The sequence below is a fragment of the Pseudomonas sp. D47 genome (assembly GCF_045447305.1).
Classification (GTDB): domain Bacteria; phylum Pseudomonadota; class Gammaproteobacteria; order Pseudomonadales; family Pseudomonadaceae; genus Aquipseudomonas.
The window spans coordinates 487,757-505,703 of sequence record NZ_JBJGXU010000001.1 but is presented as its reverse complement, the minus strand read 5'-3'; the positions used below and the strand labels follow the sequence as shown (position 1 = coordinate 505,703).

Annotated in this window: 18 protein-coding genes and 1 pseudogene; 13 read left to right on the top strand and 6 right to left on the bottom strand. The window is 60.2% G+C overall.

All coding sequences use genetic code 11. The annotated features are described in order from the left end of the window. Positions 1-90: 90 nt before the first annotated feature. The 9 genes and pseudogenes from ACI77I_RS02340 (at position 91) to ACI77I_RS02300 (ending at position 9,442) form a co-directional block, all read left to right on the top strand. Positions 91-1,077 carry a phosphate ABC transporter substrate-binding protein PstS gene (locus ACI77I_RS02340; protein WP_094948992.1) on the top strand — a complete coding sequence of 329 codons (987 nt, stop codon included), beginning with the start codon at positions 91-93 and terminating at the stop codon, positions 1,075-1,077. 485 nt (positions 1,078-1,562) lie between these two features. After that, positions 1,563-3,596: an ABC transporter permease subunit gene (locus tag ACI77I_RS02335; RefSeq protein ID WP_176462889.1), complete on the top strand. Its 2,034-nt coding sequence runs from the start codon at positions 1,563-1,565 to the stop codon at positions 3,594-3,596. A 15-nt stretch (positions 3,597-3,611) separates the two neighbouring features. Next, entirely contained in the window at positions 3,612-5,282 is a 1,671-nt protein-coding gene (pstA, locus tag ACI77I_RS02330; protein ID WP_094948990.1) for a phosphate ABC transporter permease PstA, read from the top strand. Between the two features lie 93 nt (positions 5,283-5,375). Further along, positions 5,376-6,209 carry a phosphate ABC transporter ATP-binding protein PstB gene (gene pstB / locus ACI77I_RS02325; RefSeq protein ID WP_056860879.1) on the top strand — a complete coding sequence of 278 codons (834 nt, stop codon included), beginning with the start codon at positions 5,376-5,378 and terminating at the stop codon, positions 6,207-6,209. Between the two features lie 115 nt (positions 6,210-6,324). Further along, positions 6,325-7,086, top strand: coding sequence for a phosphate signaling complex protein PhoU (gene phoU, locus ACI77I_RS02320; protein ID WP_094948989.1), 762 nt, complete (start codon positions 6,325-6,327; stop codon positions 7,084-7,086). Between the two features lie 167 nt (positions 7,087-7,253). Then, positions 7,254-8,156 (top strand): response regulator, encoded by a 903-nt coding sequence (locus ACI77I_RS02315; protein WP_094948988.1) that lies wholly within the window; start codon positions 7,254-7,256, stop codon positions 8,154-8,156. Between the two features lie 119 nt (positions 8,157-8,275). After that, positions 8,276-8,527 (top strand): annotated as a pseudogene (locus ACI77I_RS02310) (type II toxin-antitoxin system RelE/ParE family toxin); the annotation flags it as partial. 4 nt (positions 8,528-8,531) lie between these two features. Next, on the top strand, positions 8,532-8,726 hold the full coding sequence (locus ACI77I_RS02305; protein WP_318654894.1) for an XRE family transcriptional regulator: 195 nt from the start codon (positions 8,532-8,534) through the stop codon (positions 8,724-8,726). Between the two features lie 44 nt (positions 8,727-8,770). Next, positions 8,771-9,442, top strand: a complete 672-nt coding sequence (locus ACI77I_RS02300) for a peptidoglycan DD-metalloendopeptidase family protein (RefSeq protein ID WP_406996882.1) — start codon at positions 8,771-8,773, stop codon at positions 9,440-9,442. Between the two features lie 3 nt (positions 9,443-9,445). On the opposite strand, the gene ACI77I_RS02295 is transcribed toward ACI77I_RS02300, so the two are convergent. The 3 genes from ACI77I_RS02295 to phoB form a co-directional block, all read right to left on the bottom strand. Further along, positions 9,446-10,786: a hemolysin family protein gene (locus tag ACI77I_RS02295; protein ID WP_083356076.1), complete on the bottom strand. Its 1,341-nt coding sequence runs from the start codon at positions 10,784-10,786 to the stop codon at positions 9,446-9,448. A gap of 256 nt (positions 10,787-11,042) precedes the next feature. Then, the gene (gene phoR, locus ACI77I_RS02290) at positions 11,043-12,329 is read right to left on the bottom strand and encodes a phosphate regulon sensor histidine kinase PhoR (RefSeq protein ID WP_242156154.1); all 1,287 of its coding nucleotides are present in this window, start codon (positions 12,327-12,329) and stop codon (positions 11,043-11,045) included. Positions 12,330-12,410: 81 nt separating this feature from the next. Next, the gene (phoB, locus tag ACI77I_RS02285) at positions 12,411-13,100 is read right to left on the bottom strand and encodes a phosphate regulon transcriptional regulator PhoB (RefSeq protein ID WP_003195617.1); all 690 of its coding nucleotides are present in this window, start codon (positions 13,098-13,100) and stop codon (positions 12,411-12,413) included. Between the two features lie 154 nt (positions 13,101-13,254). Here phoB and ACI77I_RS02280 point away from each other — a divergent pair, with 154 nt between their 5' ends. Next, entirely contained in the window at positions 13,255-13,635 is a 381-nt protein-coding gene (locus ACI77I_RS02280) for a hypothetical protein (protein WP_406996881.1), read from the top strand. A gap of 167 nt (positions 13,636-13,802) precedes the next feature. On the opposite strand, the gene ubiA is transcribed toward ACI77I_RS02280, so the two are convergent. After that, positions 13,803-14,693, bottom strand: a complete 891-nt coding sequence (ubiA, locus tag ACI77I_RS02275; protein ID WP_406996880.1) for a 4-hydroxybenzoate octaprenyltransferase — start codon at positions 14,691-14,693, stop codon at positions 13,803-13,805. Further along, positions 14,693-15,256, bottom strand: coding sequence for a chorismate lyase (locus tag ACI77I_RS02270; protein WP_094948981.1), 564 nt, complete (start codon positions 15,254-15,256; stop codon positions 14,693-14,695). Before ACI77I_RS02270 ends, ubiA begins: the two co-directional genes overlap by 1 nt. 195 nt (positions 15,257-15,451) lie before the next feature. Here ACI77I_RS02270 and ACI77I_RS02265 point away from each other — a divergent pair, with 195 nt between their 5' ends. The 3 genes from ACI77I_RS02265 (at position 15,452) to ACI77I_RS02255 (ending at position 17,271) form a co-directional block, all read left to right on the top strand. Continuing rightward, positions 15,452-15,619, top strand: a complete 168-nt coding sequence (locus ACI77I_RS02265; protein WP_003213373.1) for a rubredoxin — start codon at positions 15,452-15,454, stop codon at positions 15,617-15,619. 36 nt (positions 15,620-15,655) lie between these two features. Next, positions 15,656-16,804: an NAD(P)/FAD-dependent oxidoreductase gene (locus ACI77I_RS02260; protein WP_058421114.1), complete on the top strand. Its 1,149-nt coding sequence runs from the start codon at positions 15,656-15,658 to the stop codon at positions 16,802-16,804. Positions 16,805-16,995: 191 nt separating this feature from the next. Then, a complete protein-coding gene (locus ACI77I_RS02255) occupies positions 16,996-17,271 on the top strand; it encodes an HU family DNA-binding protein (protein WP_406996879.1) in 276 nt (91 codons plus the stop codon). Between the two features lie 128 nt (positions 17,272-17,399). Here ACI77I_RS02255 and ACI77I_RS02250 read toward each other — a convergent pair whose 3' ends face one another. Beyond that, entirely contained in the window at positions 17,400-17,930 is a 531-nt protein-coding gene (locus tag ACI77I_RS02250) for a hypothetical protein (protein ID WP_242153518.1), read from the bottom strand. Positions 17,931-17,947 lie beyond the last annotated feature (17 nt).

Sequence of the window (17,947 nt, the reverse complement as noted above, 5' to 3'; positions counted from 1 at the left end):
TCTAATTGTCACATTCCGGACATAGAGTGTTCACACGGCCTACCGATACTTGGCCCCGATCCAACTATCCCTATCTGCTAGGAGCAAGGCATGAAACTGAAACGTTTGATGGCGGCAATGACTTTTGTCGCTGCTGGCGTTGCGACCGCTAACGCGGTAGCCGCTGGTGTTGACCCGGCAATGCCGGCTTACACCAAGACCACCGGTGTCTCGGGCAACCTGTCCAGCGTTGGTTCCGACACTCTGGCTAACCTGATGACCCTGTGGGCTGAGTCCTATAAAAAGGAATACCCGAACGTCAACATCCAGATTCAGGCTGCCGGCTCCGCCACTGCTCCACCTGCGCTGACTGAAGGCACCTCTAACCTGGGCCCGATGAGCCGCAAGATGAAGGACACCGAACTGGCTGCCTTCGAGCAGAAGTACGGCTACAAGCCAACCGCTATCCCGGTAGCTGTGGATGCCCTGGCCGTGTTCGTGCACAAGGACAACCCGATCCAGCACCTGACCATGGAACAAGTCGACGCGATCTTCTCCTCGACTCGCCTGTGCGGTGCTAAAGCCGACGTGAAAACCTGGGGCGACCTGGGTGTGACCGGCGACCTGGCCAACAAGCCAGTTCAGCTGTTCGGTCGTAACTCGGTATCCGGCACCTACGGCTACTTCAAAGAAGAAGCCCTGTGCAAAGGCGACTACAAGCCAAACGTGAACGAACAACCAGGCTCGGCTTCGGTTGTGCAGTCGATCAGCTCCTCGCTGAACGGCATCGGTTACTCGGGCATTGGCTACAAAACCGCTAGCGTGAAGACAGTAGCCCTGGCCAAGAAAGGCAGCACTGACTTCATCGAAGACACCGAAGAAAACGCCCTGAACGGCAAATACCCGCTGTCGCGCTTCCTCTACGTGTACGTCAACAAAGCCCCGAACAAGCCTCTGGCCCCGCTGGAAGCTGAGTTCGTGAAGCTGGTTCTGTCCAAACAGGGCCAGGAAGTTGTAGTCAAAGACGGCTACATCCCACTGCCAGCCAAAGTGGCCGCCAAGGCCCTGGCTGACCTGGGTCTGAAAGAAGGTAACTAAGCCTGTAATACCTGGTGTAGACGCATGCTTTTCGGTGGGAGCGGGCTTGCCCGCGATGCTGGCGACGCGGTTTAGAGTTGAAACCGTATTGACGCCATCGCGGGCATATCCACCCCCAGACTACCCGTCTACACCCCTAATTTTTTAGTCCGCTGCCAGCTCCGCTACGCGGCGGATTTCTTGCGTCACTGCATTGTCATCTTTCTGTCATACAGGATCGCTAGGGTGTGCGCATGAATGATCTGGCCAATTCCACCATGACGACGACTTCTCCCCCCAAGCGCATTGACTTCAATACGCCTGAGTTGCAACGCAAGCGCCGCATTCGCGCGCTCAAAGATCGCCTGACCCGTTGGTACGTGTTGATCGGCGGCCTCGCCGTCCTCGGTGCCATCACCCTGATTTTCTTCTTCCTTGCCTACGTCGTCGCGCCCTTGTTCCAAGGTGCCTCGCTGACCAAGGAAGACGCGCTGACGCCCGCCTGGATCCAGGACGCCGGCAAGCCGTTGATGATCTCCCTCGAAGAGCAGAACCAGGTCGCCATGCGGGTTTCCGACAAGGGCCAGGCGCTGTTCTTTAATGTGGAGACCGGCGCCGAACTCAAGCGTGTCGACTTGCCGCTGCCGGCAGGCGCCAGTGTTGCGTCCATCGGTGAAGACCAACCGGGCAGCCCGCTGGTGATCCTCGGTCTCTCCAACGGCCAGTCCCTGGTGTTCCGCCACACCTATAAGGTGTCTTACCCGGACGGCAAAAAAACCATTACGCCGGCAATTGAATACCCTTACGGCGAAGCGCCGATCGTGCTGGATGATGCCGGCCGCCCGCTGGAACACGTCGCCCTCAACGCCACTGACTCTTCGCTGGTGGTGGCAGGCTCCGCCGGTTCGCACCTGAACGTGCTGGCCCTGAGCCGCGAAGAAAACATGATGACTGGCGAAGTCACCAGCGAGCAGAAGCGCATCGAGCTGCCGCAAATGACTGAGCCGGTGAAGGCGATCTTCATCGACCCACGCCAGCAGTGGCTGTATGTGATCAACGGTCGCGCCCTCGCCGATGTATTCAGCCTGCGCGACAAGAGCCTCAACGGTCGCTACAAACTGCTCGAAGACGGCAATGCCGAAATCACCGCCAGCACTCAACTGGTGGGCGGTATCTCGCTGATCGTCGGTAACTCCAAGGGCGGCCTGGCCCAATGGTTCATGGCCCGCGACCCGGATGGCGAGCAGCACCTGAAACAGATCCGCACCTTCCAGATGGGCACCACGCCGATCGTGGAAATCACCGCTGAAGAACGTCGTAAAGGCTTCACCGCCCTCGACGCGTCCGGCAAGTTCGGCGTGTTCCACAGCACCGCCCACCGCACGCTGTTGGTGGACCCGGTGGTCGACGGCCAAGGTGTGTTCGGCCTGTCGCCACGCGCCAACCGCGTGATCGTCGAAGCCGGCGGCAAGCTGCAACCGCTGCTGTTGGACAACCCGCACCCGGAAGTGTCCTGGAGCGCGTTGTGGAGCAAGGTCTGGTACGAAAACTACGACGAGCCTAAGTACGTCTGGCAATCGACCGCCGCCAACACCGACTTCGAACCCAAGATGAGCCTGGCACCGCTGACCTTCGGTACATTGAAGGCCGCGTTCTACGCCATGCTGCTGGCCGCACCCCTGGCCGTTGCCGCCGCGATCTACACCGCGTACTTCATGGCCCCGAGCCTGCGCCGCAAGGTCAAGCCGGTGATCGAACTGATGGAAGCGATGCCGACGGTGATCCTCGGCTTCTTCGCCGGCCTGTTCCTGGCGCCGTATGTCGAAGGGCATCTGCCGGGGATTTTCAGCCTGCTGATGCTGTTGCCGATTGGCATCCTGGTGGCCGGTTTTGTCTTCAGCCGCTTACCTGAGTCGATCCGCCTGCGCGTTCCCGATGGCTGGGAAAGCGCAATCCTGATCCCGGTGATCCTGTTTGTGGGCTGGCTCTCGCTGTACATGAGCCCATACCTGGAAACCTGGTTCTTCGGCGGCGACATGCGCATGTGGATCTCCCACGACCTGGGCATCACCTACGACCAGCGCAACGCCCTGGTAGTCGGCCTGGCCATGGGCTTTGCGGTGATCCCGAACATCTACTCCATCGCCGAAGACGCCGTGTTCAGCGTGCCGCGCGGCCTGACTCTGGGCTCGTTGGCCCTGGGCGCCACGCCATGGCAGACCATGACCCGCGTTGTCATCCTGACCGCCAGCCCGGGGATTTTCTCGGCGCTGATGATCGGCATGGGCCGCGCAGTGGGTGAAACCATGATCGTGCTGATGGCCACCGGTAACACCCCGGTGATGGAGATGAACCTGTTCGAGGGCCTGCGCACATTGGCGGCCAACGTCGCGGTGGAAATGCCCGAGTCGGAAGTCGGTGGTAGCCATTACCGCGTGCTGTTCCTCTCGGCGCTGGTGCTGCTGTTGTTCACCTTCATCATGAACACCCTCGCCGAGCTGATTCGTCAGCGTCTGCGCAAGAAATACTCGTCGCTTTAAGAAAGGTAGAAGTCTGTGAAACAGAACTCCCTGAATGGATGGTTCAAGAGCGGCGCCCCAGGCGTCTGGATCAGCGGTGGCGCGGTGTCCATCGCGGTCATCATGACCATTGGTTTGCTGGCCGTGATTGCGGTGCGTGGCTTGGGCCACTTCTGGCCGGCTGACCTGATCCAGGCCAACTACAACGTGCCGGGCCAGGAAAACCATATCGTCATCGGCGAAGTGGTGCAGAAGGAAGAAGTACCGCGCGAGCGCCTGAAAAGCGCTGGCCTGCCGGTGCCCGACCAAGGCCCGGAATTCATGACCCGCGAGCTGATCAAGGTCGGTAACCGCGACCTGAACGGCAATGACTTCACCTGGATTGTTGGCGAATGGCTCAAGGACCAGACCAAGCCTGCGAACCTGATGGCGATCGAGCGACGTGAGTGGGGCAACTTCTACGGCACCCTGGTCAACGTCAAGCAGGACGGCAAGGTCATCGCCGAAGGCGAGGCCGCGTGGCCAGAGCTGCAAGCCCGTGTCGACCGTGTGAACAAGTTGGCTGCTGAGCTCAAGAGCTTGGAAAAAACCGACATCGGCGCGATCAACGCCGGGCTGGAACGCATCCGCCTGCACGGCCGCAAGCTGGAGCTGGAAGGCAAGCTCGATGCCACCGCTCAAGCGGATATGGACAGCGGCCGCGCCGAATTGAACGCCCGTTACCAGGACATCGAAGCGCGCCTGGCCGACTTGCACGCCCAGTTCAACCGTGACGCCCTGACGGCTCGCGATGGCAATGGCAAAGAAGTCGAAATTGGCATCGGCAAAGTGGTGCACGCCTACCAGCCGAACGCCATGGGCACGATGACCAAGATCGGCTTCTACTTCAGCAAGGTCTGGGAATTCCTCAGCGACGACCCACGTGAAGCCAACACCGAAGGCGGGATCTTCCCGGCGATTTTCGGCACCGTGATGATGACCCTGATCATGGCGATGATCGTGACCCCGTTCGGCGTGCTGGCGGCCGTGTACCTGCGTGAGTACGCCAAGCAGAACACCCTGACCCGGATTATCCGCATCGCGGTGAACAACTTGGCGGGCGTACCGGCCATTGTTTACGGCGTGTTCGGCTTGGGCTTCTTCGTGTATGTACTGGGTGGCTCGGTTGACCGCCTGTTCTTCGCCGAAGCCCTGCCGGCACCGACCTTCGGTACGCCGGGCCTGCTGTGGGCCTCGCTGACCCTGGCGCTGCTGGCGGTGCCGGTGGTGATTGTGGCGACAGAAGAAGGGTTGGCGCGAATTCCTCGCACCGTGCGTGAAGGCTCGCTGGCGCTCGGCGCGACCAAGGCGGAAACGCTGTGGAAGATCGTGCTGCCGATGGCCAGCCCGGCGATGATGACCGGCATGATCCTCGCCGTGGCCCGCGCCGCCGGTGAAGTGGCGCCGCTGATGCTGGTAGGTGTAGTGAAGCTGGCGCCGTCGCTGCCGTTGGACGGCAACTACCCGTACCTGCACCTGGACCAGAAGATCATGCACTTGGGCTTCCATATTTATGACGTCGGCTTCCAGAGCCCCAACGTCGAAGCCGCACGACCGCTGGTGTACGCCACCGCCTTGCTGTTGGTGCTGGTGATTGCCACGCTCAACTTGTCGGCGGTGTGGATCCGTAACCACCTGCGCGAAAAATACAAAGCGCTGGACAGCTAAAGCTATTAGCCACAAGCGGCAAGCTACAAGCCGCTTTTGCTCAAATCTTGCAGCTTGCAGCTAGAAGCTGGCAGCTACGAACGGAGTGAGACCATGCAACACGAAACCCACACCCACGGCATCAACATGTCGGCCCTGGGTCGCGACAAGCAGAGCCTGAGCCTGGCCCAGGAAACCGTGGCCATCGAAGTGCCAGGCCTGAGCCTGTACTACGGTGAAAAGCAGGCGCTGTTCGACGTCAGCATGAACATCCCGAAACAGCGCGTGACCGCCTTCATTGGTCCGTCCGGCTGCGGTAAGTCGACGCTGCTGCGTACCTTCAACCGCATGAACGACCTGGTCGACGGTTGCCGCGTAGAAGGCGCGATCAACCTCTACGGCACCAACATCTATCGCAAAGGCGAAGACGTGGCCGAGCTGCGTCGTCGCGTGGGCATGGTGTTCCAGAAGCCCAACCCGTTTCCCAAGACCATCTACGAAAACGTGGTGTACGGCCTGCGCATCCAGGGCATCAACAAAAAACGCATCCTCGACGAAGCGGTTGAGTGGGCCTTGAAAGGCGCCGCACTGTGGGACGAGGTCAAAGACCGCCTGCATGAATCGGCACTCGGCCTGTCCGGCGGCCAGCAGCAACGTCTGGTGATCGCCCGTACCATCGCCGTGGAGCCCGAAGTACTGCTGCTCGACGAACCGTGCTCGGCACTCGACCCGATCTCGACGTTGAAAGTCGAAGAGCTGATCTACGAGCTCAAGTCCAAGTTCACCATCGTCATCGTGACCCACAACATGCAACAGGCGGCGCGGGTTTCCGACTACACCGCGTTCATGTACATGGGCAAGCTGGTGGAGTTCGGCGACACCGATACCCTGTTCACCAATCCGGCGAAGAAGCAGACCGAAGACTACATCACCGGTCGTTATGGCTAGTTGGAGCAGCTGCGAGCCGCACGCTTCAAGCGGCAAGTAAAAGCAGTTCAATGCAACGACACATATCAACTTGCGGCTTGTAGCTTGCGGCATACAGCTTTTGTGGAGCAAAACCATGATTTCGAAGGAAGGCTTAACCCATCACATCTCCGCGCAGTTCAACGCCGAGCTTGAGGAAGTGCGCAGCCACCTCCTGGCGATGGGCGGGCTGGTGGAGAAGCAAGTCAACGACGCCGTCACTGCGCTGATCGAGGCCGACTCGGGCCTGGCCCAGCAAGTGCGTGAGATCGACGACCAGATCAACCAGATGGAACGCAACATCGACGAAGAATGCCTGCGCATTCTGGCGCGTCGTCAGCCGGCGGCGTCCGACCTGCGTTTGATCATCAGCATCTCCAAGTCGGTGATCGACCTGGAGCGCATCGGTGACGAAGCCACCAAAATCGCGCGCCGCGCCATCCAGCTGTGCGAAGAAGGCGAAGCGCCGCGTGGTTACGTGGAAGTGCGCCACATCGGCGACCAGGTGCGCAACATGGTGCGCGATGCACTCGACGCGTTTGCCCGGTTCGACGCCGAACTGGCGTTGTCGGTGGCTCAGTACGACAAGACCATCGACCGCGAATACAAGACCGCACTACGCGAGCTGGCCACCTACATGATGGAAGACCCGCGCTCTATCTCGCGGGTCTTGAACATTATCTGGGTACTGCGTTCACTGGAGCGTATCGGCGACCACGCGCGCAATATCTCGGAACTGGTGATCTACCTGGTGCGCGGCACCGACGTACGGCACATGGGCCTTAAGCGCATGAAGGCCGAAGTTGAAGGCACGGCTGATCAAATTCCTAATGTTCCGGGCAAATCTGACGATAAGTAAGTTGCCCGAGAAATTAACGCCCGGCCTTTGGTCGGGCGTTTTTGTTTGTGGCATCTGAATTTTTTGCGCAGTGGGCGCGATAAAGTCCCTCTGTGACCAGCGAGTTTTGGCAAAATGCCACCTGTCAGGCGTTCTGCGTGCCGAAGTTTTTATAGGATGAAGGGTCGATGAGTAAAGTCAGTGTGTTGGTGGTGGATGACGCCTCGTTTATCCGCGACCTGGTGAAGAAGTGCCTGCGCAACTACTTCCCGGGGATCAAGATTGAAGACGCGGTGAACGGCAAAAAGGCGCAAACCATCCTGATGCGCGAGACCTTCGATCTGGTGCTGTGCGACTGGGAAATGCCCGAGATGTCCGGCCTTGAACTGCTGACCTGGTGCCGTGAGCAGCCTCATCTCAAAGCCATGCCGTTCGTGATGGTGACCAGCCGTGGCGACAAGGAAAACGTGGTCCAGGCGATTCAGGCCGGGGTTTCCGGCTACGTCAGCAAGCCGTTCACCAACGAACAGTTGCTGAACAAGGTCAAACAGGCGCTGCACAAGATCGGCCGCCTCGACGCGCTGATCGCCAGTGCGCCGACCAAGATGAACTCGGCCTTCGGCAATGACTCCCTCAGCGCCCTGACCGGCGGCAAGCCTGAAGCGGTCAAGCCGGCACCGGTAGCGGCGGCGCCAAGCAAAGGCCTGCTCAACAGCCCGTCCGTGCAAGCGGCTCCAACCGCCCCGCCGGCTGGCGGTCGTGGCCAGGGCCAGTTGCGCCTGCCCAGCGGCACCCAGCAATGCGTGATCAAGGCGCTGAGCATCAAGGAAGCGCTGCTGGTGGTGCGTCGCGGTGAAGTCCTGCCTCAGGTACTGGAAAGTGCAGTATTGGACCTTGAGCAAGGCGACAACGCCGAAGTCGCACGCCTCAACGGCTACCTGCACGCCATTGTCGCCTACGAGCCCAAGCCCGACAGCGACTGGCTGCAACTGACCTTCCGGTTCATCGACCAGGACGCACAGAAGCTCGATTACATCTCCCGCCTGATCGCCCGTGGCACGGCGCAGAAGCACTTTGTGCCGGGTGCGTGATCACCTCAATTGCGGGAATCGACCGACCGTCTGATTCCCGTTAGCTGGCTTGATTTATATCTGTTTCGATAGAGCCTCTCGATAACGCATCAATGTTAACGAGTCTTTGCTATGCCTTGAAACAAAGCGCCACTTTTCAGTTGGACCTTTTGCAGCAGGGCGAACAGCCTTTTGATTGCAAGCCGATGAAAACCATTGGGAGGGGCGTCAGTGATATTCGGATCACTGAGGACTCAGGAGCGTGTCGAGTGTTCTATGTGGTCAATCGGCCGCAAGCGGTCTATGTGCTGCACGCGCTGCGCAAGACCACACAGAAAACCGAAGGGCGGGATATCGAACGGGCTCGTGCCAGATTGCAGGACATAGGTTAAGCCCATGACAGACTCAAAAATCTACACCGAACGTTTCAGCTGCGTCTGGGATACTCCTGAGCAAGCCGCCAATATGCGCCTGCGCTCAAAATTACGGGTGGAACTGTGCAACACCATCCGTCGCTGGGAGTTCTCTCAGGAGGATGCGGCGCAAAGGCTCGGTATTAGCCCGCCTGACGCTCACTTAGAGTTGTCATGATCCCTTGCAAGCCTGCGGTTCAGTCATCCCGGAAGGTTCAGGCCATGCTTTTGCGCTTAATGCTGTTTTGCGGGCTGGCCTCGGTCGCCACCTCGACCCTGGCCATGACCTTCTACAAATCCACCGATGCTCATGGGGTGGTGGTTTTCAGTGACCGGCAAACCCCGGGCGCCCAGGCGTTTGTGATCCAGGAACGCAGGGTCGATCGGGTGCGGCGGCCAGTGCTGGACGTGCCAAAATCGAGTTATCCCCAGCAAGCCTATCGCTATCCTTTGCCCTGGCGCGGAGGCCCGTTTCGCTTGACCCAAGGCCCCAACGGCAGCTTCAGCCACACCGACGCCAAGAGCCGCTTCGCCATGGACATCGCCATGCCCGAAGGCACGCCGATCATTGCGGCGCGTAGCGGGATGGTGGTGAAGATCGAGAATAGCCAGGCAGGACGCGGCGGTGACGCGTCAGGGAATTTCGTGCGGGTGCGCCACGATGACGACAGTGAGGGCGTGTACCTGCATCTCAAGCAAGGTTCGGTGAGTGTCACGCCAGGGCAGCGTGTCGCGGTGGGCAGCCCGCTGGCGTTGTCGGGCAATACCGGCAACAGCAGCGGGCCGCATCTGCATTTTGTGGTGCAGCGCAGTACCGAGGCTGGGCTGGTATCGATCCCTTACGAGTTCAACCAGCCGGTTGGCACATTGCCCAACTTTGCGTTGGGCAATTGAGGGTCAATCCAGCAACAGCACTTTGGCCAACACGATCTTCGGGCCTTTCATCTTCTTGATGATGATCCGTAAGCCTTCAACTTCCAGCACTTCTTCCTCTTCAGGCACCCGCTTCAGGGTGTCGTAAATCAGCCCGGCCAGGGTTTCGGCTTCGATGTGGTCCAGGTCGACGCCCAGTAGGCGTTCCACTTTGAACAGCGGCGTGTCGCCACGCACCAGCAGTTTGCCCGGCTGGTAGGCGAGGATGCCGCGCTCAGCCTTGCGGTGTTCGTCCTGGATATCGCCGACCAACACTTCCAGCACGTCTTCCATGGTCAGGTAGCCGATGATCTTGCCGTCAGCTTCCTCCACTAGGGCAAAGTGCGCGCCGCCTTTGCGGAACTGCTCCAGCAGCTGCGACAACGGCATATGCCGCGATACGCGTTCCAGCGGGCGGGTCAGTTCGGCCAGGTTGAACGACTCGGGGATGTGGTCCAGCGCCGCCAGTTCCAGCAGCAAATCCTTGATGTGCAGCAGGCCCACAAACTCGTTACGCACGGCGTCATACACCGGGTAACGGCTGAATTTGTGGCGGCGGAACAGCGCCAGGATTTCTTTGAGCGGGGCGTTGAAGTCCAGGGTGACCAGGTCTTCGCGGGAGTTGGCCCAGTCCACCACTTCCAGCTCGCCCATTTCCACGGCGGAGGCGAGTACACGCATGCCTTGGTCGCTCGGGTCCTGGCCACGGCTGGAGTGCAGGATCAGCTTGAGTTCTTCGCGGCTATAATGGTGCTCATGGTGCGGGCCAGGTTCGCCTTGGCCGGCGATACGCAAGATGGCGTTGGCACTGGCGTTGAGCAGGTAGATCGCCGGGTACATCGCCCAGTAGAACAGGTACAGCGGCACCGCGGTCCACAGCGACAGCAGCTCGGGTTTGCGGATGGCCCAGGATTTAGGCGCCAACTCACCGACCACGATGTGCAGGTAGGAAATCACGAAGAAGGCGGCAAAGAACGACACGCCCTTGATCACTTCCGGCGACTCGACGCCTACGGCGCCCAGCATCGGCTCGAGGATGTGCGCAAAAGCCGGCTCACCGACCCAACCCAGGCCCAGGGAGGCGAGGGTGATACCCAGCTGGCAGGCTGACAGGTAAGCGTCGAGCTGGCTGTGCACGGTGCGCAGGATCTGCCCGCGCCAGCCGTTCTTGTGGGCGATGGCTTCGACCCGGGTGGCGCGCAGTTTGACCATAGCGAATTCCGCCGCAACGAAGAAACCGTTGAGCAGTACCAGGATCAGTGCAAAAAGAATCATGCCGAAGTCGGCGAAGAGTGTAGCGAGGGTGATGCCAGGGGAAGGGTCCATGATGGGGTTTTGCAGGTTCCGTGTGTTCGATAAGGGTGACAGACAGGCCTGAAAGGCAGGCGCAAGTCGGCCAATGTAGCGGCTGATGGGGCGCTTGCCTAGTGCCCGCTGCCGGGCGGGACCTGCAATGCATTCCTGGAAACGATACAAATCCAATGTGGGAGCTGGCTTGCCTGCGATAGCGAACTGTCAGTTGGCGTATTTTCAGCTGACCCACCGCCATCGCAGGCAAGCCAGCTCCCACACTTAGTTCAGGCTATTCATCTGTGCCGATCACCCGCGAACGCGTCACCTGCGCGGGTGGGAAGTGGCAGGTAAACGTGCTGCCCTGCCCCAGCACGCTGCTGATTTCCAGGCGCGCACGGTGGCGCAGCAGCACGTGTTTGACGATGGCCAGGCCGAGCCCGGTGCCGCCGGTGTTGGAGTTGCGGCTGGAATCGACGCGGTAGAAGCGCTCGGTCAGGCGCGGCAGGTGCTTGGCGTCGATGCCGATGCCGGAGTCCTGCACGCTCAGGTGTGCGCCGTGCTGGTCGGCCCACCAACGGATGCGGATATTGCCCTTGTCCTGGGTGTACTTCACGGCGTTGAACACCAGGTTGGAAAACGCGCTGCGCAACTCGCCCTCGCTGCCTTTGAGCAGCACCAGCGGGTCGGCTTCCAGGGTGATCTGCTGCCCGCGCTCGCCGGAAAGCGCCTGGGCGTCGTTCTTGATGGTCTGCAACAGGCTTTGCACCGCTACCGGATGGTTGTCTGACGGGTAATCGGTGGCCTCAAGCTTGGCCAGCAACAGCAGGTCGTTGAGCAGGGTCTGCATGCGCGAGCCTTGCTGCTGCATCTGCTGCAGGGCACGGCTCCAGCGCGGGTTGATCTCCTCGACGTTGTCCAGCAGCGTCTCCAGATAGCCGCAGATTACCGTCAACGGCGTGCGCAGCTCGTGGGAGACGTTGGCGACGAAGTCTTTGCGCATCTGTTCCAACTGGTGGATGCGCGTCACGTCGCGCACCAGCATCAGGTGCTCATTGTTGCCGTAGCGGGTCAAGTACAGCTGGATGCGCACGCGGTCGTTGGTGGGCGAGGGGATTTCCAGGGCTTCTTCGTAGTTCTCCTGTTCGAAGTACTCCTTGAAGCGCGGGTGGCGCACCAGGTTGGTCACCGGCTGGCCGCTGTCCTGGGGCGTCTTGAGGCCCAGCAGAGTCTCGGCCGCGCGGTTCCACCATTCCAGGTTGCCGTCGCTGTCGAGCATGATCACCGCGTCTTTGAGCGCGGCGGTGGATTCCTGCACCCGGTCGATCACCGCCTGCAGGCGCCCACGCACGCGTTGGTCGCGGCGTTGCAGGTGGTAGATGCTGTCGAACACCTCGCCCCACAGGCCGTAGCCGTCGGGAGGTGCTTCTTCGGGTTTGTGCTGGCGCAGCCATTCATGCAGACGCAGCAGTTGTTTGAGGGTCCAGCCCAGGTACAGGCCGATACCCACAGCCAGGCTCCAGCCGTAATAGCCGCTGACCAGGCCTACCACCAGGCAGCCGGTGATCAACAGCAGCATGTGGCGGATCAGGGTGCCATGCCAGTTCTGGTTCACTTAAACGTGCGTCCTTGTCAGCTGTTAAGGAAAGGGAGGGCTGGCTCAGCCTTTGGTGGAAAAGCGGTAGCCGGTGCCGCGCACGGTTTGTACCAGATTCTCGTAGGCATCGCCCAAGGCTTTGCGCAGGCGGCGGATATGCACATCCACGGTGCGCTCTTCCACATACACGTTGCCGCCCCACACTTGGTCCAACAGTTGGCCACGGGTGTAGGCGCGTTCCTGATGAGTCATAAAAAACTGCAGCAGGCGGTATTCGGTCGGGCCCATCTCGGCCGGTTTGCCGTCGATGGTCACACGGTGGCTGATCGGGTCCAGAATCAGGCCGTCGACTTCGATCGGCGCTTCGCCATCAGTCGGTCCGGCACGGCGCAGTACGGCTTTGAGGCGCGCGACCAGTTCCCGTGGGGAAAAAGGCTTGGTGATGTAGTCATCAGCGCCGACTTCCAGGCCCTGGATCTTGTTGTCCTCTTCGCCCTTGGCGGTGAGCATGATGATCGGGATGTCCCCGGTCAGCTCATCACGCTTGAGGCGACGGGCCAATTCGATGCCAGAGGTGCCGGGCAGCATCCAGTCCAGCAGGATCAGGTCCGGCTTGCGGTCGACGATAATGGCATGGGCCTGCTGGGAGTTCTCCGCCTCCAGGCAGTCGTAGCCGGCCATTTCCAACGCAACGGCGATCATCTCGCGGATGGGCGCTTCGTCGTCAACAATCAGAATGCTCCTGCCAACCATGCTCAAAATCCTCTTGTCATTTAACTGTCTTGCGCCGCATTAGATAACGGAATTATTGCAGTCGTGTGACAGTAATTTAGTCGCTTGGGCAATTATTGGCACTCTGGACTACCCTTTGGGTCCGAATCCTGACAACCACAAAAGGAAGGTTCCGATGACTCAAAGTACTTTTTCCTGGAAAGCCCTGCTGGTAACGGCCGCGTTGACGCTGCCGACACTGGTATGTGCGGCTGAGCCGGCGATGACCAAAGACGGCATGCTAGTGGACCATAAGGGCATGACGCTCTACACCTTTGCCAAGGACGCCGATGGCAAGTCCATGTGCAACGACAAGTGCGCCACCAACTGGCCGCCGCTGATGGCTGAATCCACCGACACTCCCATGGGCAAGTGGACCGTGATTACGCGTGACGATGAAAAGAGCCAGTGGGCCTACAGCGGCAAGCCGCTCTACACCTTCGTTATGGACAAGAAGGCCGGTGACATGACCGGCGACGGCAAAATGGACGGAGCCTGGAAGGTCGCCAAGCCCTGATCGCTTAGCGGCTAGCGAGCTTATCGTTGCAAGCGGGCAAGCCCTAATGCCGTTCAGTTAAGCGCAGACCCCCTGTGGGAGCGGGCTTGCTCGCGAAAGCGCTGGGTCAGTCAACATCAATGTTTGCTGGGCCGACGTCTTCGCGAGCAAGCCCGCTCGCCACAGGATCAACGAAACCCATAATCCGCCACAATCCCTACAAAAATTGCCAACCCGGCCCAGTGGTTGTGCAAAAACGCCTTGAAGCATTTCATGCGGTCCTTGTCCCGGGTGTACCAGAACTCCCAGGCAAAACAGCCTGCCGCCGCCAGCAACCCGAGGCGGAACCAGCCGCCGAGCTCGAACCGCATGCCTGCCAGCAACAGGCAGACCAGCGATAAACCTTGCAGGGTAAGAATGATCACGCGGTCGGCATCGCCGAACAGGATCGCCGTGGACTTCACGCCGATCTTCAGGTCATCGTCGCGGTCCGTCATCGCGTAATAAGTGTCATAGCCCACCGTCCACAACAAATTGGCGATGTACAGCAGCCATGCCGTGGCAGGCAGGTGGCCGGTCTCGGCGGTGAACGCCATCGGCATGCCCCACGAAAACGCCGCGCCCAGCACCACTTGTGGGTAATAGGTGTAGCGCTTCATGAACGGGTAGCTCGCCGCCAGCGCCAAGCCGCCGAGCGACAGCAGGATGGTCGTGGCGTTGGTCAGCAGCACCAGCAGGAAGCTGATGCCCATCAGCACCGTAAAAAAAACCAGCGCTTCTTTGGAACTGATCTTGCCGCTGACCAGCGGGCGTTGCTCGGTGCGCTTCACATGGCCGTCGACCTTGCGGTCGGCCCAGTCATTGATCACACAGCCGCCGGCGCGGGTCAGCACCACGCCGAGCACGAAAATCACGATGTTGATAAGAGAAGGCGAGCCTTTACCGGCGATCCACAGCGCCCACAGTGTTGGCCATAGCAGCAGGTAGATGCCGATGGGCTTGTCCATGCGGGTCAACTGAATGAAATCCCAGGCCCTGGGGTTCAGGTGGTTCAGGGACTTGAGCAGACGTTGATACATCAGCAGTTCTCCGGATGGTCATGCAGTGCATGCCAAAAGCTCGGCAGGAAGATTTCCGCCACCAGCACGCTCAGCGGCCCGCGATCAAAGCGCGAGCGGCGCCCCCACAGGCCGTCGGCCTGGTCCGCGGGCGGCAGCCATTGCCTTGGGTAGTGGCACACCTCGATGGCCTGGCGGGTGAAGGCGTGGTCGCAGAACAGCAACTCGCCCAGCGAACGGCTGCCCAGCTCGTCCATGTGCAAGCCGTCGCCCTGCAAGGCACTGCGTGCCGCCACGCTGCGGGCGAACACCCACGGCTGGCCGTGCCCGCGCAAATACACCTCGCGCACCCAGCCGATGCTAGCAGGGGCCAGGCCCAGCGCTGCGCATTCATCCTCGCGCAACGGCTGCCAGCCTTCGAACAACGGCGTCACGCTGAAACCGTCGTTGGACAGCCACGTGAGCCGGCGTGTCAGCGAGCCTTCGTCGAACAGCCAATTGAGTGCCAAGGGCGCGGGCAATGGGCTCAGAAGGCTCTGGGTCAGCCATTGGCAAGCATCGGGCGGGGCGATTGAGTGCGGCACAGTGAGTCAGTATTGGCAGCAAAAGAGGCGGCGAGCTTACCATGGCGTCCTGAGCTTTTGCCGTGCTGAACCGGCCGTTTGCGCCGAACATGCTTGCATCTGCCGGCCCCGATCAGTACAAAACGCCCTGAGCCGCACGGCAACGTTGGTCTATCGACCGTCGGCCAAGATGCCTGGACCCTGAGGAAGTAAGTAATGAAGAAGTGGCAATGTGTAGTGTGCGGCCTGATCTACGACGAAAAAGACGGCTGGCCGGATGACGGAATCGCTCCGGGCACCCTGTGGCAGGACGTCCCGGAAGACTGGCTGTGCCCGGACTGCGGCGTGGGCAAAATGGATTTCGAAATGATCGAAATCGGTTAATCATCGATTTAAGAAACGTACTACAAGGAGAAAGGAATGAACGCACCTGTCGTGATCATCGGCACAGGGTTGGCCGGTTACAACGTGGCCCGGGAGTTTCGCAAGCTCGACAGCGAGACCCCGTTGCTGCTGATCACCGCGGATGACGGGCGCTCCTACTCCAAGCCCATGCTCTCCACCGGCTTTGGCAAGAACAAGGAAGCCGATGGCTTGAGCATGGCTGAACCGGGCGCCATGGCCGAGCAACTCAAGGCCGAGGTGCGCACCCACACGCGCATCAGCGGCATCGACCCGGGCCACAAACGCCTGTGGATCGGCGAGGAAGCCGTGGCCTACCGCGACCTGATCCTGGCCTGGGGCGCAGAAACCGTGCGTGTCCCGGTCGAAGGCGACGCGGCTGAGCTGATTTTCCCGATCAACGACCTCGAAGACTACGCGCGCTTTCGTGCCGCCGCCGCCGGAAAACGCCGTGTGCTGCTGCTCGGCGCCGGTCTTATCGGCTGTGAATTCGCCAACGACCTGATCCTCGGTGGCTATGAAATCGACTTGGTGGCCCCGTGCGAGCAAGTCATGCCGACCCTGCTGCACCCGGCAGCGGCCGCAGCCGTGCAAGCCGGGCTGGAAGGCCTCGGCGCGCGTTTCCACCTGGGCCCGGTGCTCAACCGCCTGCAGCGCACGGCTGATGGCCTGGAAGCGCACCTGTCGGACGGTGAAGTGATCCACTGCGACCTGGTCGTCTCGGCCATCGGCCTGCGCCCGCGCGTGGACCTCGCCGCCGCCGCCGGCCTGCAGATCAACCGTGGGATCATGGTGGACCGTCACCTCAAGACCTCCCACGCCAACATCTACGCCCTCGGCGACTGCGCCGAGGTCGATGGCCTGAACCTGCTGTACGTGATGCCGCTGATGAGCTGCGCCCGCGCCCTGGCCCAGACCTTGGCCGGCAACGCTACCGCGGTGAGCTACGGGCCGATGCCGATCACCGTGAAAACCCCGATCTGCCCACTGGTGGTTTCCCCGCCGCCACGCGGTACCGAAGGCGTGTGGAGCGTCGAAGGGCAGGGCGCCGACATCAAGGCCTTGTGCCGCGACGCCAGCGGCCGCCTGCTCGGCTACGCGCTGACCGGCAGCGCCGTGATGGAAAAACTGGCTTTGAACAAAGAACTTCCGCCGTTACTGGCGTAAATACCGGTCGTTCTGTCGGAATCAGCACGTTCTTACCCGTAGAAAGGTCGCCTCGAGACTGGCGGAGCGTGCGAGGGCATGCCATCCTCACTCCCGTCTGCCGCAGAGTAGAGCCTGCGGCGCCTTGGGCGCTGCTCCATAAGAGAGCAGCACGGACATAACAACAAAAAACCGTCAAAGAGGCTTCACTTATGCGTAAACCAGAACTCGCAGCCGCCATCGCTGAAAAAGCAGACCTCACCAAAGAACAGGCCAACCGCGTCCTCAACGCCGTTCTCGAAGAAATCACCGGCGCCCTGCACCGCAAGGACAGCGTCACCCTGGTGGGCTTCGGCACCTTCCTGCAACGCCACCGTGGCGCCCGCACCGGCAAAAACCCGCAGACCGGTGAGCCGGTGCAGATCAAGGCGAGCAACACCGTTGCGTTTAAGCCGGGCAAGTCGCTTAAAGACAGCGTCAACCCGTAAGAGCGGTACCGTCTGAAGGGAGGCGGGATGGGGAAAAAATGGGCACGCCGACTGGGTCGGGTGCCCATTTTTTGTTAGAGACGCTTTGGATGAGAAGGCCGGGTGGGTCTCATCCTTTTGGCATGATCTTAGTTGATCAGAAAATCATGGTGGCTGGTCACCGTGACAGGTCGGCCTTTTAATAGGTCGTTAACAATGGCGTGTTGTGCGTCAAACTCTTGTTTTAACGTGGGGTTCCACACCGTTTCATCTTCCGTTTGCGCATAGTGGTCGATCAGATTGATCACAACTTCCAGCGCATACGCGAGACTCTCGATATCGTCTGCACTGTTAAGGGCAGCGTTGAAGGCTGCCAGTGCATAGGACTCGTAAGCTTCTAACTCCTCGTGACTAGCCGAATACTCGTCCATGCTGTCCAACAACTGTTGAAGTTTTTGCTGGTAGGGAGAAATATCGCGTTGAAGGATATGTCCGACAATTTTATCTTTCGTATCGTCAATGCCTAACTTTTGTTGAATGACAGGCAGCGTATTTGGCAAGCTGAGTAGCCCATTGGTGCACCATGCAGATAAAAAAGTAACTTGCTCATCTGACAAAGTTTGAAGGGCGCCTAGGATAAAGGCTTGATAGTTGTCTATCTCGTCAACAATGTTGAACATGGTAAGCGTCCTGTAAG